14 protein-coding genes and 1 other annotated feature are annotated in these 19,394 nt (G+C 32.3%); of the genes, 13 read left to right on the top strand and 1 reads right to left on the bottom strand.

The genetic code is table 11. From position 1 onward, the window contains the following. Positions 1-67: 67 nt before the first annotated feature. From E4T68_RS03135 to lepA, 11 genes are all read left to right on the top strand, one after another. Positions 68-1,699 (top strand): helical hairpin domain-containing protein, encoded by a 1,632-nt coding sequence (locus E4T68_RS03135; RefSeq protein ID WP_135124030.1) that lies wholly within the window; start codon positions 68-70, stop codon positions 1,697-1,699. Positions 1,700-1,822: 123 nt separating this feature from the next. After that, positions 1,823-3,157 (top strand): ISLre2 family transposase, encoded by a 1,335-nt coding sequence (locus E4T68_RS03130; protein ID WP_167753788.1) that lies wholly within the window; start codon positions 1,823-1,825, stop codon positions 3,155-3,157. Positions 3,158-3,438: 281 nt separating this feature from the next. Next, positions 3,439-3,659 (top strand) — a binding site (T-box leader). A 59-nt stretch (positions 3,660-3,718) separates the two neighbouring features. Then, on the top strand, positions 3,719-5,041 hold the full coding sequence (gene hisS / locus E4T68_RS03125) for a histidine--tRNA ligase (protein ID WP_135124026.1): 1,323 nt from the start codon (positions 3,719-3,721) through the stop codon (positions 5,039-5,041). Positions 5,042-5,079: 38 nt separating this feature from the next. Then, positions 5,080-5,613, top strand: a complete 534-nt coding sequence (locus E4T68_RS03120; RefSeq protein ID WP_135124024.1) for a GNAT family N-acetyltransferase — start codon at positions 5,080-5,082, stop codon at positions 5,611-5,613. Then, a complete protein-coding gene (gene rlmN / locus E4T68_RS03115; RefSeq protein WP_135124022.1) occupies positions 5,606-6,784 on the top strand; it encodes a 23S rRNA (adenine(2503)-C(2))-methyltransferase RlmN in 1,179 nt (392 codons plus the stop codon). The genes E4T68_RS03120 and rlmN overlap by 8 nt, the downstream gene beginning before the upstream one ends. 4 nt (positions 6,785-6,788) lie before the next feature. Continuing rightward, a complete protein-coding gene (aspS, locus tag E4T68_RS03110) occupies positions 6,789-8,546 on the top strand; it encodes an aspartate--tRNA ligase (RefSeq protein ID WP_135124036.1) in 1,758 nt (585 codons plus the stop codon). 15 nt (positions 8,547-8,561) lie between these two features. Then, positions 8,562-8,990, top strand: coding sequence for a hypothetical protein (locus tag E4T68_RS03105; RefSeq protein WP_135124020.1), 429 nt, complete (start codon positions 8,562-8,564; stop codon positions 8,988-8,990). A gap of 107 nt (positions 8,991-9,097) precedes the next feature. Then, a complete protein-coding gene (gene trxA, locus E4T68_RS03100) occupies positions 9,098-9,409 on the top strand; it encodes a thioredoxin (protein ID WP_135124019.1) in 312 nt (103 codons plus the stop codon). A 379-nt stretch (positions 9,410-9,788) separates the two neighbouring features. Next, complete coding sequence (locus tag E4T68_RS03095; protein ID WP_135124017.1) at positions 9,789-10,550, top strand: exodeoxyribonuclease III; 762 nt, start codon at positions 9,789-9,791, stop codon at positions 10,548-10,550. A gap of 506 nt (positions 10,551-11,056) precedes the next feature. After that, positions 11,057-11,209 (top strand): hypothetical protein, encoded by a 153-nt coding sequence (locus E4T68_RS09235; RefSeq protein WP_167753787.1) that lies wholly within the window; start codon positions 11,057-11,059, stop codon positions 11,207-11,209. Between the two features lie 464 nt (positions 11,210-11,673). Then, positions 11,674-13,497: a translation elongation factor 4 gene (lepA, locus tag E4T68_RS03090; protein WP_135124015.1), complete on the top strand. Its 1,824-nt coding sequence runs from the start codon at positions 11,674-11,676 to the stop codon at positions 13,495-13,497. Between the two features lie 431 nt (positions 13,498-13,928). Here the strand turns inward: lepA and E4T68_RS03085 are convergent, their stop codons facing one another. Beyond that, positions 13,929-14,534 (bottom strand): Pr6Pr family membrane protein, encoded by a 606-nt coding sequence (locus tag E4T68_RS03085; protein ID WP_135124013.1) that lies wholly within the window; start codon positions 14,532-14,534, stop codon positions 13,929-13,931. 151 nt (positions 14,535-14,685) lie between these two features. Between E4T68_RS03085 and E4T68_RS03080 the strand changes: the two genes are divergently transcribed. Beyond that, complete coding sequence (locus tag E4T68_RS03080) at positions 14,686-15,981, top strand: FtsW/RodA/SpoVE family cell cycle protein (RefSeq protein WP_135124011.1); 1,296 nt, start codon at positions 14,686-14,688, stop codon at positions 15,979-15,981. Next, positions 15,959-19,390: a pyruvate carboxylase gene (locus tag E4T68_RS03075; protein WP_135124034.1), complete on the top strand. Its 3,432-nt coding sequence runs from the start codon at positions 15,959-15,961 to the stop codon at positions 19,388-19,390. Before E4T68_RS03080 ends, E4T68_RS03075 begins: the two co-directional genes overlap by 23 nt. Positions 19,391-19,394 lie beyond the last annotated feature (4 nt).

Below are 19,394 nucleotides of genomic sequence, written 5' to 3'. Positions count from 1 at the left end.
CTCCAAAAACAATTGAACCAAACTATTCATGAGATGATTAAACATGTGATTGATTAGGGGGAATACTATGGCTGTGACTAAAGTGTTGCAAATCAAAACAGAGAATAATTTAAAAGCAGCTTTGTGTTACATTAAGAATGAAAAGAAAACACAACACCTCAATTCAACAGACCATAAAAATATGACCGGAGATATACAAGATAATGCAGCAATGGGTTTATTTGATGATTCATTATTTACCTATAGTGGTCACGGTAAACATCTGGTATCTTGTCATGGTGTCATGTCTGTGGAACATGCTTATGAAGAAATGATGTTGACGAAAAAACACGCTATTCAATTTTTAGGAGAACGTCAAAGTGGGAAAGTGGATGTTTTAGCACACCACATTATTCAGTCGTTTAGTCCTGAAGATAATCTTACCCCTGAGCAAGTTCATGAGATTGGAAGACGAACTATATTAGAGCTAACAGGAGGGCAACATGAATTCGTTATTGCGACACACATGGATAAAGACCATTTGCATAATCATATTATTTTTAATACAACTAATTCTGTGACGTTACGCAAATTTAGATGGACAAAAGGCACGAAAAAAAGTTTAGAAAATATTTCAGACAAGCATGCGGATTGGTTTGGTGCATACATTATTGACAGAGCAGCACAACGGAGAAAAAGAGACTACTATGTGAAACGCAAGAGTTCTTATCGTTATGAGATTAAAGAGCGATTAACGTTTTTATTACGTCATTCTGTGTCTTGGGAGGACTTTCAAGCTAAGGCGGAAGCCTTGTCTTTAGAATTGAAAGTAACCCCTAATGACATCAGTTACCGACTGAAAGATACCGATCAAGTGAAGTATATTCGAGCAAGCACATTATCTAAACATGATTGGTATCAAAAAGAAGGGATAGAGGAACGTATCGAAGATAATGAGAGTGAATTGACCGTTGAGACTATCTTAGAAGCGTATATTGACTATAAAAACGAAAAAGAAAAAGAATTTGAGATGCGTTTCATTGTTGAAAATTGGCAAGTCGCCAAGGAAACGGATCAAGGGTTATATCTTCAGGTTGATTTTGGCATTAAGAATACAGGAACAGTTGTCATATCCCCTTATAAATACGATGCATTATCAGACGGTAGCTATGAATTTTTTATTAAACGGAATGATTTTTTTTATTTTGTGAATCCAGAAGATGCGGAAAAAAATCGGTTGATTAAGGGAATAACCTTAGCTAGACAACTGTCTGCAGATAATCGTAAAAATGTGATTGTCAAAAATTATCATGTCAATCGCTTAAACACATTGATAGAGGAATTTAGTTATTTATCTGCCAAAGGTGTTTCAGACGGTCGTCACTTTAATCAATTAAGAGATTCGTTTAACAAACAATTTCATGACACGAAAAAAGAACTGGACAAGTTAGATGAACGTATTGCAAAATTGAATAAACTCTATTCAGTCTTATTGTCTGACAATCCATTAATACAACAAAGTATTCTTGATGAAGCAGTAAAGGATTATGGAACATCAAATAAACATGATATTCATAAATTATTACAAGAAGTCATCATTGAACGGGAGATTTTAAGAGAAACATTTGACAAAGTAGCAGATGAATATGATCAGTTAACAATGATTTATGAACATGTTAAAGAAAGGGATGATATTAGTCCATATAAGGTAAGATTGTAGGTGAAAATCACGATAAAAAAAAGTTATATTAAATATTTTTTATATAGTGTATATACAGTTGATTGAACAGTTATAATTTATTATAATAAACCTACATTAATGTTTTTTAGGGGATGCATGGGGATGTTTGATGAAAAACAAATGCTTATTGAGTTAAGAGAAGAAAAAATACAACTATTTTTAAACCATATTGAACAATATGACCGTAATATATCTAGCAAATTGATAGCACAAGGGTATCGCTATATGAATAGAGTTTGCCGTACAGTGATGTTTACATTTGGAGAAGTCACTTTTTATAGAAATCGTTGGTATAAACAAAACACTTGTTATGTTCCAGTTGATGACTATTTAGGATTAGATAAATACAGTCGGTATTCTCAAGAATTTTTATATAAGGTTGGAAAATTATCAACCTATACCTCTTATCGAAAAGTTGTTGACATCGTTAAAGAAACGTTAGGATTACATATTACAAAAGATACAATATTAAAAGTGTGTAAGACTATTGGAAAAATATGTGATGAGAAAGACGATTATCGATTTCATTCTGCAGATGTGCCTAAAGAGAAAATAAAAGCGGATACGTTGTATGTAGAGGGAGATGGTTTGTTTGTGAATACGACTAATCATACAGAACAAACTCACCACACAGCATTGACACATTTTGTGGTACATGAAGGAAATAACACAGTTAGTCAAAATCGTAAGGCCCTCGTGCATAAAAAAAACATCATATCAACTAAGCATTTAGAAGCAAAGAGAGAGTTAGTTGATTATATTTATAATACTTACCATATTACTGATGACACCATGCTTATTACTAATGCGGATAATGGAGTAGGATATGGAGTAAATTTTTTTAAGGATATAGCAAAAGCATGCCGTATTAAGCGACATGAACATTTTATTGATGCCTATCATATCAATCAAAAAATAAGAATGATGTATGCCACATATCCCCAAGACCTAAAGAAAAAATTATTGGCGTCTATTTATACAGCTAACAAACAGGCATTTGTAGCTGCATTAGATACGACTGAAAGTTTAATTGAAGATGCAGAAGAACTTAAGGTATTTCAAGAATTTGCGACTAAATTAAAACAGATATTTCGGTATATTATTCCAGCACACTGTCGAGGGTTGACTGATGAACATTTGAGTATAGGGGTTATGGAAAGTCAGCAACGGCAAATCAGTTATCGTATGAAAAATAGGGGGATGTATTGGAGTGTAAAAGGTGCCGATACAATGGCTAAAATGATTATCAGTGTATCTGAAGGAACGCTCAGAGATTTATTTTTTGGGAAATGGAGACAAGAATACGTAAAATATACAGAATATGAAGATACTGCTGCAGAATTGATTCATCAAAAATTGTACCATGATCATAAAGAGAGCATTATCCGGGGAAAAATAAGAAATGATAATATTAGAAAAGGGATAAATAGAGAATAACAGTTGATTTTTTGTTGTTTTTCGTGTACAATGTATATACATATGAAGCAAATAAAAAAGACACAATTCTGTAGATTGTGTCAACAAAGTAAAACAACTGGCACTTGTTTTACCTAGTATATACATAATATACCAGAGGACCAAAAAAATCAAGTGCCAAAAAAGAAAAAATTTGATAATTTTGTTCTCTTTTTCTTTTTTTATTCTTCCTCAAAATTTCAGACACATACATTGAATCATTTTTAATTGACAAAAGACATTTATCTCGTTATACTCAGTGTAAATAGTCTTTGATAGAACAGAGTAGTACAAGCGTTTTTATAGAGAGGCTTTGGGTGGTGGAAAAAGCTAAGATTAATGTATGAAGACAGTCTTGAGATGAGTAGATTTATCTACTACGGGTTCTGTACGTTATGCAGAAGAGTAGAGCAGTAAAATTTATGCATCAAATCGTTACGGCTCTTAAATTAAGGTGGCACCACGTTTATGACACGTCCTTATTTATCTTTTTTAGGTAAATAAGGACTTTTTTATAATTAAAACATTAAAGGAGTGATTAATATGACTATTCAAAAACCAAAAGGAACAGCTGATTTATTGCCAAAAGATAATTCAATTTGGCACTATATTGAAGAAACTGTACGTATTTTAATGGCAGATTACCAATTTTCTGAAATTCGTACACCTATATTTGAAAATTACGAATTATTTTCACGAAGTACTGGAGAAACCAGTGATATTGTGTCAAAAGAGATGTATGATTTTTATGATAAAGGAAATCGACATATAGCACTACGCCCAGAGGGGACAGCAGGTGTTGTAAGAGCTTATGTTGAAAATAAATTATACGGCAATGAACATGCTAAGCCGTTAAAAGTATTTTATATGGCACCAATGTTTAGATATGAACGTCCACAAGGCGGAAGACTGCGACAATTTCATCAAATTGGTACAGAAGTATTCGGTAGTTTAAATCCTGCTATTGACGTAGAAGTTATAGCTTTAGCTTGGGATTTATTTAAAGAATTAGGGCTAAAAGATATTAAATTAGTTATTAATTCATTAGGAAAAACTGACGATAGAAAAGCATATCGTCAAGCCTTAATTGACTATTTAACACCTTTTAGAGAACAATTAAGTCCTGACTCAAAAGCTCGCCTAGATAAAAATCCATTAAGAATTTTAGATAGTAAAGATGAAAACGATAAAAAAATCGTTGAAAATGCGCCAAGTATTCTAGAATATTTATCAGAAGAATCAAAAGAGCATTTTAATCAAGTTAAATCAATGCTTGAAGCCTTAAACATTCCATATACTATTGACAGTAATATGGTCAGAGGATTGGATTATTATGAAGATACTATTTTTGAAATGATGACAAGTAATGCTGTTTTTGGTGCTCAAACAACAATATGTGGCGGTGGACGTTACGACGGATTAGTCCAATTATTAAACGGACCAGAAACACCAAGTTTTGGCTTTGGAATTGGGATAGAACGTTTAGCTTTATTAATGGAAGCTCAAGGTGTTGATATTCCTCAATTAAGAGAATTAGACGTTTATGTCATTGGGATTGATGAACAAACCAATGTAGAAACATTAAAAGTATTGCAAGCTGTCCGTCAAGCTGGTTATTCAGCTGATAGAGATTATTTAAACCGTAAACTAAAAGCTCAATTCAAAACGGCAGATAAACTAGGAGCAAAAGTTGTTCTCATTATCGGTGAAGATGAATTGTCTAATGGCATAGTAACCTTAAAAGTACTAAAAACAGGTAAAGAAGTGTCAGTTCCTTTAAGCGACATTTACGAAAATTTTGAACAAGTGTTCCGTACAAATACAATGGATACTAGCGTATTAGACGAATATTTTAGTACACACTAATCAAGATAACAGCCTATTAAATAAGGAGGCACTAGAAAATGGAGATTGCAATACAACCTATTAGACAAGAAGATATTTACCGTTTATGGGAAATAGGATTTAGCAAACCAAAGGAATGGATGACATGGAATGCACCTTATTTTAAAGAGAAAAACATCTACACTTATGAGGAATTTTTGCAACTGAGTTTTTATCACAGCGAAAGCTTTTATGGTGTATACGCCAATCAACATTTAGTTGGATCGGTATCTTATTACTGGGAAAACAAGGAAACCAAATGGTTAGAAATAGGTGGTGTGATTTACGATGAAAATTATTGGAATCAATCCATTGGTTCCAAAGCACTAAGCCTATTAATCACTCATATTTTTGTTACTTTTCCTGATTTAGAACATATTGGTTTAACAACATTTAGCAAGAATCAACGCATGATGGCGTGTGCCTTAAAAATTGGAATGATGCAAGAAGCGTGTATTCGTAAAGTCAGATATTGGAATGGAGTTTATTACGATTCTGTTAAATATGGGATTTTACGTGAAGAATGGGAAAAAATAGAGGATAATTATGGTTAGAAAAATCACAACAAAAAAATATGAATATGAAGGTAAACCTATTATTTATGGGTTACCTTTTGAAGAATTAGAAGAATGGTTTATTGCCAATGACGAGAAAAAATTTCGTGCACAACAATTATGGGATTGGCTTTATCGTAAAAGAGTTAATCAATTTTCTGATATGAGTAATCTCTCAAAATCGTTGATTGAAAAATTAGAGACAACTTTTGATTTTCCAATTTTAAATGAAAAAGTTAAACAACAGTCTGTTGACGGCACACGAAAATTTTTATTTGAATTAAGTGACGGATTACTCATTGAAACAGTATTAATGCCTCAAGATTATGGACTATCTATTTGTGTAACGACACAAGTAGGCTGCAATATTGGGTGTACATTTTGTGCGAGTGGTATTATTGCTAAACAACGTGATCTAACAGCCGGAGAAATTGTTGCACAAATCATGCATGTTCAAAAAACATTAGATCATCTAGGAAATCAAGAACGTGTTAGTCACGTTGTTGTTATGGGAATTGGTGAGCCATTTGATAATTATGATAATTTAATAAAATTTTTATCTATCATTAATTCTGATAAAGGGTTAGCCATTGGAGCAAGACATATTACCGTTTCAACAAGTGGACTTGCCCCTAAAATTATTGAATTTGCTGATAATGGCTTACAAGTTAACTTGGCGTTATCTTTACATGCTCCAGATAATGACACACGTTCTAAGATTATGAAAATTAATCGACGTTTTCCTATTGAAGTAGTCATGGAAGCTATTGATACATACATTAAAAAAACGAATCGTCGAGTAACATTTGAATATATCATGTTAAATGAAGTGAATGATTCAGTTGAGCAAGCTCAACAACTTGTTAAATTATTAGAAAATAAAAAACATTTAGCCTATGTCAATCTTATTCCGTATAATAAGGTGCAAGAACATCATCAATATGAGCGTAGTACCAAAGAGCGTGTTGTTGCTTTTTATGATGTGTTGAAGAAAAATAGAATTAATGCGAATGTACGAAAAGAATTCGGGCATGATATTCAAGCGGCATGTGGGCAATTACGCTCAAGTCAATTGGCTAAGGAAAAAAGAAAAAGAGATGCGATTATTCAGACAAGTCAGCCACGTGATCAAGTGTCTGTAACTATTTTTGAACAATCCAGTATACATTAAGGAGATAACTATGAGAACAAATTATTGTGGTTTCATCAATGAAACATACGTTGGACAAAAAGTTCAACTTAAAGGTTGGGTAGCACGCCGTCGTGATTTGGGTGGACTTATTTTTATTAGTTTACGTGACCGTGAAGGAATTGTGCAAGTTGTATTTAATTCACAGCAAAATCTAGAACTATTTAAAATAGCTGAAAGTTTACGTCATGAGTATGTTGTTGATATTGAGGGAACAGTAGCTTATAGAGAGCAAGGACAAGAAAACGACAGCATGAAAACTGGAAAAATAGAAGTACATGCTGAAAAATTAATTATTTTAGCTACAGCTAAAACACCTGAAATTTCAGTTGAAGATGGGCAACAAACATCTGATGATTTAAGAATGACTTATCGTTATTTGGATTTACGTCGTCCAAAAATGTTAGCAAATTTACGTTTGCGTCATACTGTAACAAAATCTATTCGTGAATCATTAGATACTTTAGGATTTATTGATGTTGAAACACCATATTTAACAAAATCTACACCCGAAGGAGCAAGAGATTATTTAGTTCCTTCTCGTTTGAATGAAGGCAGTTTTTATGCTTTACCTCAATCCCCACAAATTTTTAAACAATTACTTATGGGAGCAGGTTTAGATCGTTATTATCAAATTGTACGCTGTTTCCGTGATGAAGATTTACGTGGAGATCGCCAGCCAGAATTTACACAAGTTGACTTAGAAACGAGCTTTTTATCAGCAGAAAATATTCAAGAAATTGTTGAAAATATGTTGAAAAAAGTTGTAAAAGACGCTTTAAATCAAGATATTCCTGTTCCATTTCCAAGAATGTCTTATGATGAGGCTATGAATCGTTATGGTAATGATAAACCAGATACACGATTTGGCTTAGAGCTAATTGATGTGTCGGATATTGTGTCATCATTAGATTTTGGTGTATTTAAACAAGCTATAGAAAATGGTGGACAAGTAAAAGCTATCAATTTAAAACAACAAGCAGAGGCATATTCTCGTAAAGATGTCGATAAACTTGGCGAATTTGTGGCAAAATTCGGAGCAAAAGGATTAGCTTGGACTAAAATAACACCAGAAGGGTTTAGTGGGGGAATTGCTAAATTTTTAGATGCTGTTACAATCCCATTATTAGAAAGTGTACAAGGCGAAGTAGGGGATATTCTATTTTTCTGTGCCGACAAGCCAAGCGTTGTTGCACAATCATTAAGCGAATTACGCTTAAAATTAGGTAAAAAGCATCAACTAATTGACGAAAATCAACTAAATTTCTTATGGATTGTAGACTGGCCATTATTAGAATACGATAATGAACATAATCGTTACGTTGCTATGCATCATCCATTCACTAAACCAAAAGAGGAAGATATGGACAAATTAATAAGTCATCCTGCTGAAGTACGAGCAGAGGCTTACGATATTGTCTTAAACGGATATGAAATTGGTGGAGGATCATTAAGAATTTCAACACGTTCAATGCAAGAAGATATGTTTAATGTTTTAGGCTTCTCTAAAGAGGACGCACAAGAACAATTTGGATTTTTAATGGACGCTTTAGATGCTGGATTCCCACCACACGGAGGATTGGCACTAGGTTTAGATAGATTAGTCATGCTTTTAGCTCAAGAAAATAATATCCGTGAAGTCATTGCTTTTCCTAAAAATAGTCGTGCTTTTGATCCAATGACACAAGCACCAAGCCCTGTATCAGAGACACAATTATCAGAATTACATTTATCAATTTTATAAAGGAGTCAATTATTAATGAAAAAACATTTAGGTTTCTTAGGAATTATACTCGGTACAGTAATTAGTGTAACACTTTATGTATTAGTTGGACAATTTAATCTATTTTCAGCATGGGCTGGTGTTTTAGGTTTTGGTGCATCACTCTTTTTATACACATGTTTTTCAGGTAAAACTGCTAAATGTTTAGCGATTATTTCAGCCTTTATTTGCAACTGTGTAGCATTATTTATCGGAGAAATCATTGATATGTCATTACACATAGCCAAAGAATTAGATTCACCACTAGATTTTGTCTTATCTAATGCTCATAACTTCATACAGGAATTAGCTGAAGCCAATCAATTAACTGAATTTTTAATCTATCCAACCATTGGTAGTGTTTTTATCTTAATTGCAGCTTTTTACACCTTTAAAGAAAATGGTAAAACATCTCATTCTGAATAAACATGATTAAAAAAGGCAGACAACTTATTACATGAAACAAATTAATAGTCATGCCGTTTAATTATTGATATAATGCAAGAAATAAAACTTTTGAGAGGGTGTTTAATATGGTAAAAACATTAAACAATGAAAATTTTGAACAAGAAACAAGTAAAGGTGTTGTTCTAGTTGACTTTTGGGCACCATGGTGTGGTCCTTGTCGTATGCAATCTCCTATCATTGATGAATTAGATGAAGAAATGGGAGATAAAGTTACTTTTGCTAAAGTAAATATTGATGATAATGAAAAATTGTCAGAAGAATTTCGCATTATGAGTATTCCAATGCTATTAATTAAAAAAGATGGTCAAATTGTAGATACTTTAATTGGATTGCATAACAAAACAAAATTAATTGACGTTTTAAATAAATATATTTAATTCTAAAAAATAGACTAGGAAAAACTAAGCATTATCTAAAGTGATATGTTTAAAATTGCGAGAAATCATCATTTATAAACAATGATTTCCCGCAATTTTTGTTATTTACAAATTTTTTCTCCTTTTTTCTAGTGCTAATAACGCCTTTATGTGTGACTAGGTTACACTTTAATAGTGGTGATGAAAAGACCATTTATTCATCCTATTAACCAATTAAAAAATACTATACTATATTTATTAGTTTTATATTAAAATAGAAATAGGGTATTATAAATTGAATATATTCTATATTTTGATACACTAAATAAACTGTTTTAGTGTATATATGATATACTAATAAATAAATTTAATAAAATAAGTGAAGAAATTGGAGAATACTATGAAAATAACAACATGGAATGTTAATGGCATTCGTTCTGTTTTAAATAAGAATGCATTACAACAATACATTGAACAAAATAATCCCGATATATTGTGTTTACAAGAAACAAAAGCACAGGCTAATCAAGTAGAGTATAATTTTGCTGCATGGGGATATAAATCCTATTGGAATTCTGCAATAAAAAAAGGTTATTCTGGTACAGCCATTTTCACAAAAAAAGAACCATTATCCGTTCAGTATGGTATCAATCAAGACATTCATGATCAAGAGGGCCGCATCATCACACTAGAATTTGACACATTTTACCTAGTAAATGTGTATACACCAAATGCTAAACGAGATTTAAGTCGTTTAGCATACCGTGAACAGTGGGAAGATGATTTCTTGGCTTTTATTAATGCACTTAATACGAAAAAGCCCGTTATTTTTTGCGGAGATTTAAATGTTGCACATACTGAAATAGACTTAGCAAACCCTAAAACAAATACAATGAATGCTGGTTTTACTCAAGAAGAGCGTCAAAAATTTACGAACATCTTAAAAGCAGGATATTATGATGCCTTTCGTTATAAATTTCCTGATACAATCGGTGCTTATACATGGTGGAGTTACATGAATAAAGCACGTGAACGCAATATTGGTTGGCGGATTGACTATTTTATTATGAGTCAGTCACTGATTTCTTGCATTAATGATGTTATCATTAGAGCTGATATTTTAGGTTCAGATCATTGCCCCGTTGAATTGTTATTGGATTAAAGAAGAAACTTTATGTTTACGTATATCACGAAAGATAAAATACCGCACTGTTTAAATGTGGCACAACCTATCCCAGAAAGTACACATATTATTGTACTAGATAACAACCAAAAAGTAGTAGGATATGTGATGAAATACCTTATCACATAACTTTAGATATTACCTGTTTATTAACTCAAAATAAGCAAGTATTTTATCATGAACTTATTGCCTATCTTTGTTACCGATTTGATAAATTAAAAATTTCTTGTTATTCTAGCAAGCAACGTGACTTAGTGCAAGTTTTAAAACAACAAGGATTTTTGAAAAAAGAAGTTGTTTTGAAAGTTGTATAGCAATGGAGAGTGTCAATTTTTATGTGATTAACGATTATAAATTAATTCATTTAGATTATCAAAATTGTCCACTTTCATTAAAAACATACATTGTTAATGAGTATAAAGTAACCCATGAATCTGTTAGCCCTTTAACTAAAGAGATAACAACGGAAGAATTTTTTTCACATAATGACTTCTGATAGACATTGTCCTTGGTTATTTTATAAGCTATCTAAAGGAAAAATAATGTATTTTATTTCAGAAAAAATAGATGAACAAACGTGTTTCATAACTTATGTTGGAAGAGATGCTGATGTTGAAACATTAAAAGAATTTTATTAATATTGTCTATATCAATTAAAGAAACAGGGTGTTAAATATTTAGAGTATGAAATTGATGATATTAATGAAAAACAAATGTTACTAGGTGAGTTATTTCCATTAACCTATCGTACTTTTGACACATATATTTATGAATAGTTAGATAAAACTATTCATTTTATGACATAGATTATATTAAATTGACTTTAAATCAAGATGGATAAGTATCTTTGATTTAAAGTCATGTCTATTTATTGCTTAAAATATAATATAAATTTAAATTATTATTCCTCATGAATTTGCCAGTATCTTTTGCCAATATTGACTAAATTTGTTATAATATGACGAACGAAATGGTATTTATTAACCCTTTTTTAAGTACCATTTATCTAGTAAAAATGATTAGAGTGTATCATGTAAACACAACATCATGAGAAATCTATACATTTTATCAGTTAACACATGAAAGAGAGCCAAATACAAGCATGAATAAAGAACAAATGAAAGAACGTCAGAAAAAAATTAGGAATTTTTCTATTATTGCCCATATCGACCATGGGAAATCAACTTTAGCCGATCGCATTTTGCAAGGCACTGGAACGGTTGCCGATCGTGAAATGCAAGATCAATTATTAGATTCTATGGACTTAGAACGTGAGCGTGGCATTACAATTAAACTTAATGCAGTCGAGTTAACATATACTGCAAAAGACGGTGTCGAGTATATTTTCCATTTAATTGATACACCTGGACACGTTGATTTTACGTATGAAGTATCGCGTAGTTTAGCAGCTTGTGAGGGAGCTATTTTAGTTGTTGATGCTGCACAAGGAATTGAAGCACAAACACTAGCCAATGTCTATTTAGCTTTAGATAATGACTTGGAAATCTTACCAGTTATTAATAAAATTGATTTACCTGCTGCTGATCCAGAGCGTGTTCGTCAAGAAATCGAAGACGTGATTGGCATAGATGCATCTCAAGCCGTATTGGCTAGTGCAAAAGTAGGTATTGGTATTCCTGAAATTTTAGAACAAATCGTCCAATACGTTCCTGCACCTAAAGGCGATATTGATGCTCCTTTACAAGCCTTAATATTTGATTCAGCATATGATAGTTATCGAGGAGTTGTCTTAAATGTTCGTGTCGAAAATGGGATAATTAAACCAGGAGATAGAATTCGTTTAATGAGTAACGGCAAAGAATTTGACGTTGTTGAAGTTGGTATTTTTTCTCCTAAACCCATTAAGCGTGACTTTTTAATGGTAGGTGATGTTGGATATGTGACAGCAAGTATCAAAACAATTCAAGATACACGAGTTGGGGATACTGTAACATTAGCAAATAATCCAGCTAAAGAGGCTTTAACTGGCTATCGTAAAATGAATCCAATGGTATATTGTGGACTTTATCCAACAGATTCATCAAAATACAATGATTTACGTGATGCATTAGAAAAATTGCAATTGAATGATGCCGCTTTAGAATTTGAAGCAGAAACATCACAAGCATTAGGTTTTGGTTATAGAACTGGATTTTTAGGTTTATTACACATGGACGTCATTCAAGAACGTTTAGAGCGAGAGTTTGATTTAGACTTAATTACAACAGCACCATCTGTTATTTACCATGTCAATAAAACAGACGGTACACAAGTTATTGTTGACAATCCATCTGCTATGCCAGATCAAACCGTTATTGAAACGATTGAAGAACCTTACGTCAAGGCGAGTATTATGGTGCCTAATGATTATGTTGGAGCGGTTATGGAAATTTGTCAACGTAAACGTGGTACATTTGTGACAATGGACTATTTAGATGAAAATCGTGTCAATGTTATTTACGAGTTGCCTTTATCAGAAATTATCTTTGATTTTTTTGATCATTTAAAATCAAGTACTAAAGGGTACGCTTCATTAGATTATGAGATGATAGGGTATAGAGCAAGTAAACTTGTTAAAATGGATATTTTGCTAAATGGGGATATTATTGATGCATTTAGTGTTATTGTCCATAAAGACTTTGCTCAAGCAAGAGGACGTGCATTAGTTGAAAAACTAAGAACGTTAATTCCAAGACAATTATTTGAAGTTCCTATCCAAGCTGCTATTGGAAACAAAGTGTTAGCAAGAACAAATATAAAAGCATTAAGAAAAGACGTAACAGCAAAATTATATGGTGGCGATGTATCACGTCGTAAAAAACTATTAGAAAAACAAAAAGAAGGAAAAAAACGTATGAAACAAGTGGGAAGTGTTGAAGTCCCACAAGAAGCATTTATGGCAGTTTTAAACTTGAGTGAGGAATAATTTTTCAAAGATAATAAAAAAACATATTAGCCTTAAAAGGTTCTAAATCAAAATTTTTCAATCTGATTTAGAACCTTTTATAACATATTAAGTTTTTTATCAATAAGCGAATGAAATTTATTTTTATCAATATCAAGTGGCAAACCTCTATTATTTCTAAAAGCAAATACGAAAAAGTGTCTATAATCAATACCATTATTCTAGTCTAATATTGTACACTCACAAATTCATGAAAATACTATTGAATACAGAGAAAAAACAAGACAACTATTGTTTTTACAGCAGTTAAGTCTTGTTTATATATTCAAAATAATATTTTTATTCAATTAATGTATAACTTAATAGCCAAATGATGTACCATAAGCACAATATAAACTAAATCATTATTTGAAGAAAATAGTAATTGTTACATTACTTATATGCTGTCTAATTTATTTTTTTGTATATTTTATTCCATACATCATATAACCTATTGAAATATAGCAAATTAAAATGCTTATAAAATAAATGAAAAATTTATCCCAGCCATATTTATCTATATTTAAAAAGAAGTAAGGGTATGGGCTGTGTGTTTCATTTGGAATAGGGATATGAAATACAAAGCCTCTAATGAGAGAATACACGCAATAGAGGAGAGGTACAAGCGTCCAACGCAATGGATCTAAAAAGAGATATGCACCTTTTTTGTCACATATTAACCAATCTACAAAAGTCATAATCGGAACAATGTAATGTAAAGTATAATTTTTGATATGAAAAAATTCTTCAGGCTTTGCTATAGGTGCAAGCAAAATACAATACACAAGAAATGTTAAAACGACACTAATTGTCATACCTGCTTTTAGACGTAAATAGATAAAGGAATAATCTGTTCTTCTTGAAAACACATCATATACATAAAAACCAACAACTAAACAATTGGAAATGTTCGTATAATATGTCATTTTATATAATTCATTAGGCAATAAGTAAGATAATCCCCATAATCCAAAACATATAATGGCAATACGATATAGTAAAATACCTTTTTTTAGCATAATAACCTCTTTCTTAATCTCTTTTAATAACATGCGTAAGTTTACAACAAAAAACTTTGAAAGTCAAAATTTTTATTTAGTCATATTCTTCGTACAGAATTGCTCATTTTATGATATAATATGTGTGGATATTTTTTAGTTAGGAGTTAATATGAAAAAAAATGAATATCAATACATATTAGAAATTTCTATATTGGCAATTGCTCTGATTTTATCCGTTATTGGAATAATGTCAGTCTACAGTGCAGGAAGTTATATTGCCGCTGTTGTCAAAAAAGATCCTTTTTATTACGTACAACGGCAAACAATATTTGTGTTTATATCTCTTATATTGAGCGTCATTATTTTGAAGATAAAATATAAATATTTTATTGATTATAAATTAATACGTCAAATTTCAGTAGGTATGGGGATTGTTCTTATATTAATGTTAATCTTTGTTGATCCCACCAATGGAGCAAGATCATGGATAAACTTAGGGATGTTTTCACTTCAACCATTAGAATTTGCTAAAATTATTTTAGTGTGGAACACCGCATTTTATTTTTCTGAAACCCGCTATTTAGATCCGTTTCCTATCCAAAATAATCCTACCTTTATGCAAAAAATATGGGGAACGTATCACCCTGAAGTGACATTAGGTTTAGTTTATGTGGGGATATTAATTCCTGTGTTACTGCAACCAGATACCGGTGGATTTGCCATTATGGCAGCGACTATTGGATTAATGTGGTTATCTAGTGGCTTATTTGAATGGAAAAAAGCTATAAAATGGTTAATTGGAATAGTATCAACCGGATATATAGGACTATTCTTATTAGGAAATTTATTTGGTGGATCTGATTATCGTATTAGACGGATTTTAGTATTTTTGAATCCTTTTTCCGTTTCGCCAGATGACTCTAGACAAATTCGTAATTCATTTTTTGCATTAGCAAGAGGTGGATTAACAGGTGTTGGTCTAGGAAATAGTGTTCAAAAAACAGGGTATTTGCCAGAATTTCACACCGATTTTATTCTGTCTATTATTGGTGAAGAACTAGGTATTATTGGTATTATTTTAGTGCTATTTTTACTCTTTTTACTTGTCTATCTCATCTTCAAACGAAGCATGAGTGTTAAACGAACCTTTGATAGATATATTTTACTAGGTATTTCTTTAATCTTTTTAATTCAAATATTTTTAAACGTCGCCGGAGTAACAAGCCTTGCTCCATTGACTGGGGTAACCTTACCTTTTATTAGTTATGGTGGATCTAGTATGCTCATTTCATTTATGTGTATTGGCATTGTACTAAAAATTTCATTACATGATAAAAGACAACATTTAGACGATGAGGTATCCTCAAAAAGAAAAACTGAACCAATTAAACGTAGACGAATGAGTTTGGATAAACAAACAGGAGGGGCAACTTTTGAAAACAATACAAAAAATATTAGTCGCTAATCGTGGCGAAATTGCAATACGCATTTTTAGAGCTGCAAATGAGTTAAATATTAAAACAGTCGCTATTTATGCAAAGGAAGACGAACAATCTGTTCATCGTTTTAAAGCAGATGAAGCCTATTTAGTAGGAGAGGGAAAACGTCCTATTGAAGCCTACTTAGACATTGAACATATTATTGCTATTGCCAAAGATACACATGTAGATGCTATTCATCCAGGATACGGATTTTTGTCAGAAAATCGGGAATTTGCTAAACGATGCCAAGAAGAAGGATTTATTTTCATTGGTCCATCTGTTGAGCATTTGGATATTTTAGGCGATAAAGTAAAAGCCAAAGATGCTGCTTTAAAAGCTGGATTACAATCTATTCCAGGTACAAACGGGCCTGTAAAATCAATAGAAGATATTTATACATTTGCTAAAACCTACGGCTATCCCATTATGATTAAAGCTGCTTTAGGTGGCGGTGGACGTGGTATGAGAATTGTTAGACAGGAAACAGAAGTTGAGGAAAATTATCTACGTGCTTCTAGTGAAGCAAAAAGTGCGTTTGGTTCTGCAGAAGTTTATGTTGAAAAATATATTGAAAATCCAAAACATATTGAAGTACAAGTGTTAGGTGATAAATTTGGTCAAGCTGTTCACTTATTTGAACGTGATTGTTCGGTTCAACGTCGTCATCAAAAAGTTGTTGAAGTAGCCCCATGCGTATCTATGTCAGAAAATATTCGAGAAAAAATTTGTCATGCCGCTAAAGACTTTTTACAAAGTATTGGTTATCAAAATGCGGGAACTGTTGAATTTTTATGGGTTGGAGGAGATGAATTTTATTTTATTGAAGTCAATCCTCGCATTCAAGTCGAGCATACTATTACTGAATTAATTACAGGATTTGATATTGTTCAAGCCCAAATTTTAATCGCTCAAGGAAAAAGTGTTTTTGAATCATTAAATATTGCCACACAAGACGATATACGTTTAACAGGTGCAGCAATCCAATGTCGAATTACAACAGAAGACCCTGAAAATCAATTTATCCCAGACACAGGAAAAATTAATACATACCGTTCTCCTGGAGGATATGGTATTCGTTTAGATGCTGGAAATGGATTCCAAGGTAGTATAGTAACACCGTATTTTGATTCAATGCTCGTTAAATGTTGTACATACGGTCGCACATTTCAAGATGCTGTGTTAAAAATGAAACGTGCCTTAATTGAATTTAGAATTAGAGGGGTTAAAACCAATATTGCATTCATGCAAAACGTTATTTCTCATGATGAATTTAGCTCAGGTCATGCAAAAACAACATTTATTGATACAACACCCGAATTATTTGTTTTCTCTAAACAACGTAATCGTGGCAATAAAATGTTAGCTTATATTAGTGACGTGTCTATTAATGGATTTGCAGGTATTCCTCGCCACGAAAAAGGTGTGTATCATAAAGCTGTGTTACCAAAAAATTTAGATGAACGCTCTAATACTATCTCATTAAAACATTTGTTAGACGAAAAAGGTGCACACGCCGTTGCCAATTGGGTTACTGCACAAAAAGAAGTCTTAATTACTGATACAACATTCCGTGATGCACATCAAAGTTTATTAGCTACCCGTGTACGTTCACGTGATTTAACACAGATTGCCTCAATTTATGATCAATATTTGCCAGAACTCTTTTCAATAGAAGCATGGGGTGGAGCTACTTTTGACACTGCTTATCGTTTTTTATTAGAAAGTCCATGGGATAGACTGTCCGATATTCGCAAACAAATGCCAAATACATTATTACAAATGCTTATTCGTGGAGCTAATGCTGTTGGGTATCAAAATTATCCAGATAATGTGATTGAGGAATTTATCGCATTATCAGCTAAAGCCGGTATTGATATTTTTAGAATTTTTGATTCATTAAACTGGTTACCACAAATGGAAAAAAGTATTCAGGCTGTTCGTGATAATGGAAAAATTGCAGAAGTGGCCATGTGCTACACTGGTGATGTTTTAAATACTAAATCAACTAAATATAATTTAGACTATTATGTCAACTTTGCCAAAGAAATAGAACAATCGGGGGCGCACATTTTAGCTATTAAAGATATGGCTGGCTTATTAAAACCACAAGCTGCATATCAATTAATAAGTAGACTAAAAGATACGGTGTCTATTCCAATACATCTACATACACATGACACGAGCGGTAATGGTATTTATACTTATGCTGCAGCCACTAAGGCTGGTGTTGATATTGTTGATGTGGCAATGGGAGCATTCTCTGGAGCAACAAGTCAACCAAGCATGAGTACTTTATTATACGGCTTAGATAGTAGTGAACGTATGCCGTCATTATCATTGCATAATATTGAAAAAATTAATCATTATTGGAATGGTGTGCGCCGTTTCTATGATGTTTTTGAAACTAAAGGACAACAAGGTTCTCAAACATCTGTTTATCAACATGAAATGCCCGGAGGACAGTTCACTAATTTACAACAGCAAGCAAAAGCAATGGGCATAAAAGATGAAGAATGGGAAGACGTTGAAAAAATGTATGCAGAAGTGAACCAATTATTTGGCGACATTGTGAAAGTAACCCCATCTTCAAAAGTTGTTGGAGATATGGCATTATTTATGCTTAAAAACAAATTGACCTCTGAAAATATTTTTGAACTAGGAAAAACAATAGATTTCCCAGAATCAGTGCGTGCCTTTTTCAAGGGAGATTTGGGACAACCTGTTGGTGGATTTCCAAAAGCATTGCAACAATTAATTTTGAAACAAGAAAAACCTTTTACATGCCGTCCGGGTTTACTTGCAAAACCTATTTCACTTGAACAAAAAGCACAAGAACTCGAACAAATATTAGGTGAGAAACCATCTGAACACGATGTCATCAGTTATGTTTTATATCCAAAAGTCTTTTTAGATTATCAAGAACGTGTGTCTATTTATGGAGATTTATCACCTATAGATACACCAACATTTTTCCATGGTATGAGAGCTGGAGAAGAAATTTCAGTAGAGATTGAAAAAGGAAAAACATTATCTATTCGTCTTATTCAAATTGGTGAGCCAGATTCTGATGGAAATAGAATTATGTACTTCAATTTCAATGGACAAAGTCGCGAAATTACAGTAAAAGACTCTAGCGTCAATCAATCTGTTTCTGTTCGCAAAAAAGCTGAACCTACAAATCGCTATCACGTTGGTGCAACTATGCCGGGAACTATTGTAAAACTTCTTGTTAAAAAAGGCGATGTTGTTAAAAAAGGAGATCCTCTTCTTGTAACTGAATCAATGAAAATGGAAACAACTATCCAAGCGCAACTTGATGGAACAATTGATCAAGTATACGTTCATGAAGCTGACCTTGTTGACTCACGTGATTTATTATTAGAATTAAAATAGAGTA

Origin of the sequence: Granulicatella sp. WM01, assembly GCF_004570605.1 — a bacterium.
Taxonomy (GTDB): Bacteria; Bacillota; Bacilli; order Lactobacillales; family Aerococcaceae; genus WM01.
This window is presented reverse-complemented; position numbering and strand designations above follow the sequence as displayed.

Coding starts and splice junctions, on each gene's coding strand:
- E4T68_RS09235 (WP_167753787.1), top strand. CDS start 11,057: ATGACTTCTGATAGACATTGTCCTTGGTTATTTTATAAGCTATCTAAA.
- E4T68_RS03120 (WP_135124024.1), top strand. CDS start 5,080: ATGGAGATTGCAATACAACCTATTAGACAAGAAGATATTTACCGTTTA.
- trxA (WP_135124019.1), top strand. CDS start 9,098: ATGGTAAAAACATTAAACAATGAAAATTTTGAACAAGAAACAAGTAAA.
- E4T68_RS03085 (WP_135124013.1), bottom strand. CDS start 14,534: ATGCTAAAAAAAGGTATTTTACTATATCGTATTGCCATTATATGTTTT.
- E4T68_RS03105 (WP_135124020.1), top strand. CDS start 8,562: ATGAAAAAACATTTAGGTTTCTTAGGAATTATACTCGGTACAGTAATT.
- lepA (WP_135124015.1), top strand. CDS start 11,674: ATGAATAAAGAACAAATGAAAGAACGTCAGAAAAAAATTAGGAATTTT.
- hisS (WP_135124026.1), top strand. CDS start 3,719: ATGACTATTCAAAAACCAAAAGGAACAGCTGATTTATTGCCAAAAGAT.
- E4T68_RS03130 (WP_167753788.1), top strand. CDS start 1,823: ATGTTTGATGAAAAACAAATGCTTATTGAGTTAAGAGAAGAAAAAATA.
- rlmN (WP_135124022.1), top strand. CDS start 5,606: ATGGTTAGAAAAATCACAACAAAAAAATATGAATATGAAGGTAAACCT.
- E4T68_RS03135 (WP_135124030.1), top strand. CDS start 68: ATGGCTGTGACTAAAGTGTTGCAAATCAAAACAGAGAATAATTTAAAA.
- E4T68_RS03080 (WP_135124011.1), top strand. CDS start 14,686: ATGAAAAAAAATGAATATCAATACATATTAGAAATTTCTATATTGGCA.
- E4T68_RS03095 (WP_135124017.1), top strand. CDS start 9,789: ATGAAAATAACAACATGGAATGTTAATGGCATTCGTTCTGTTTTAAAT.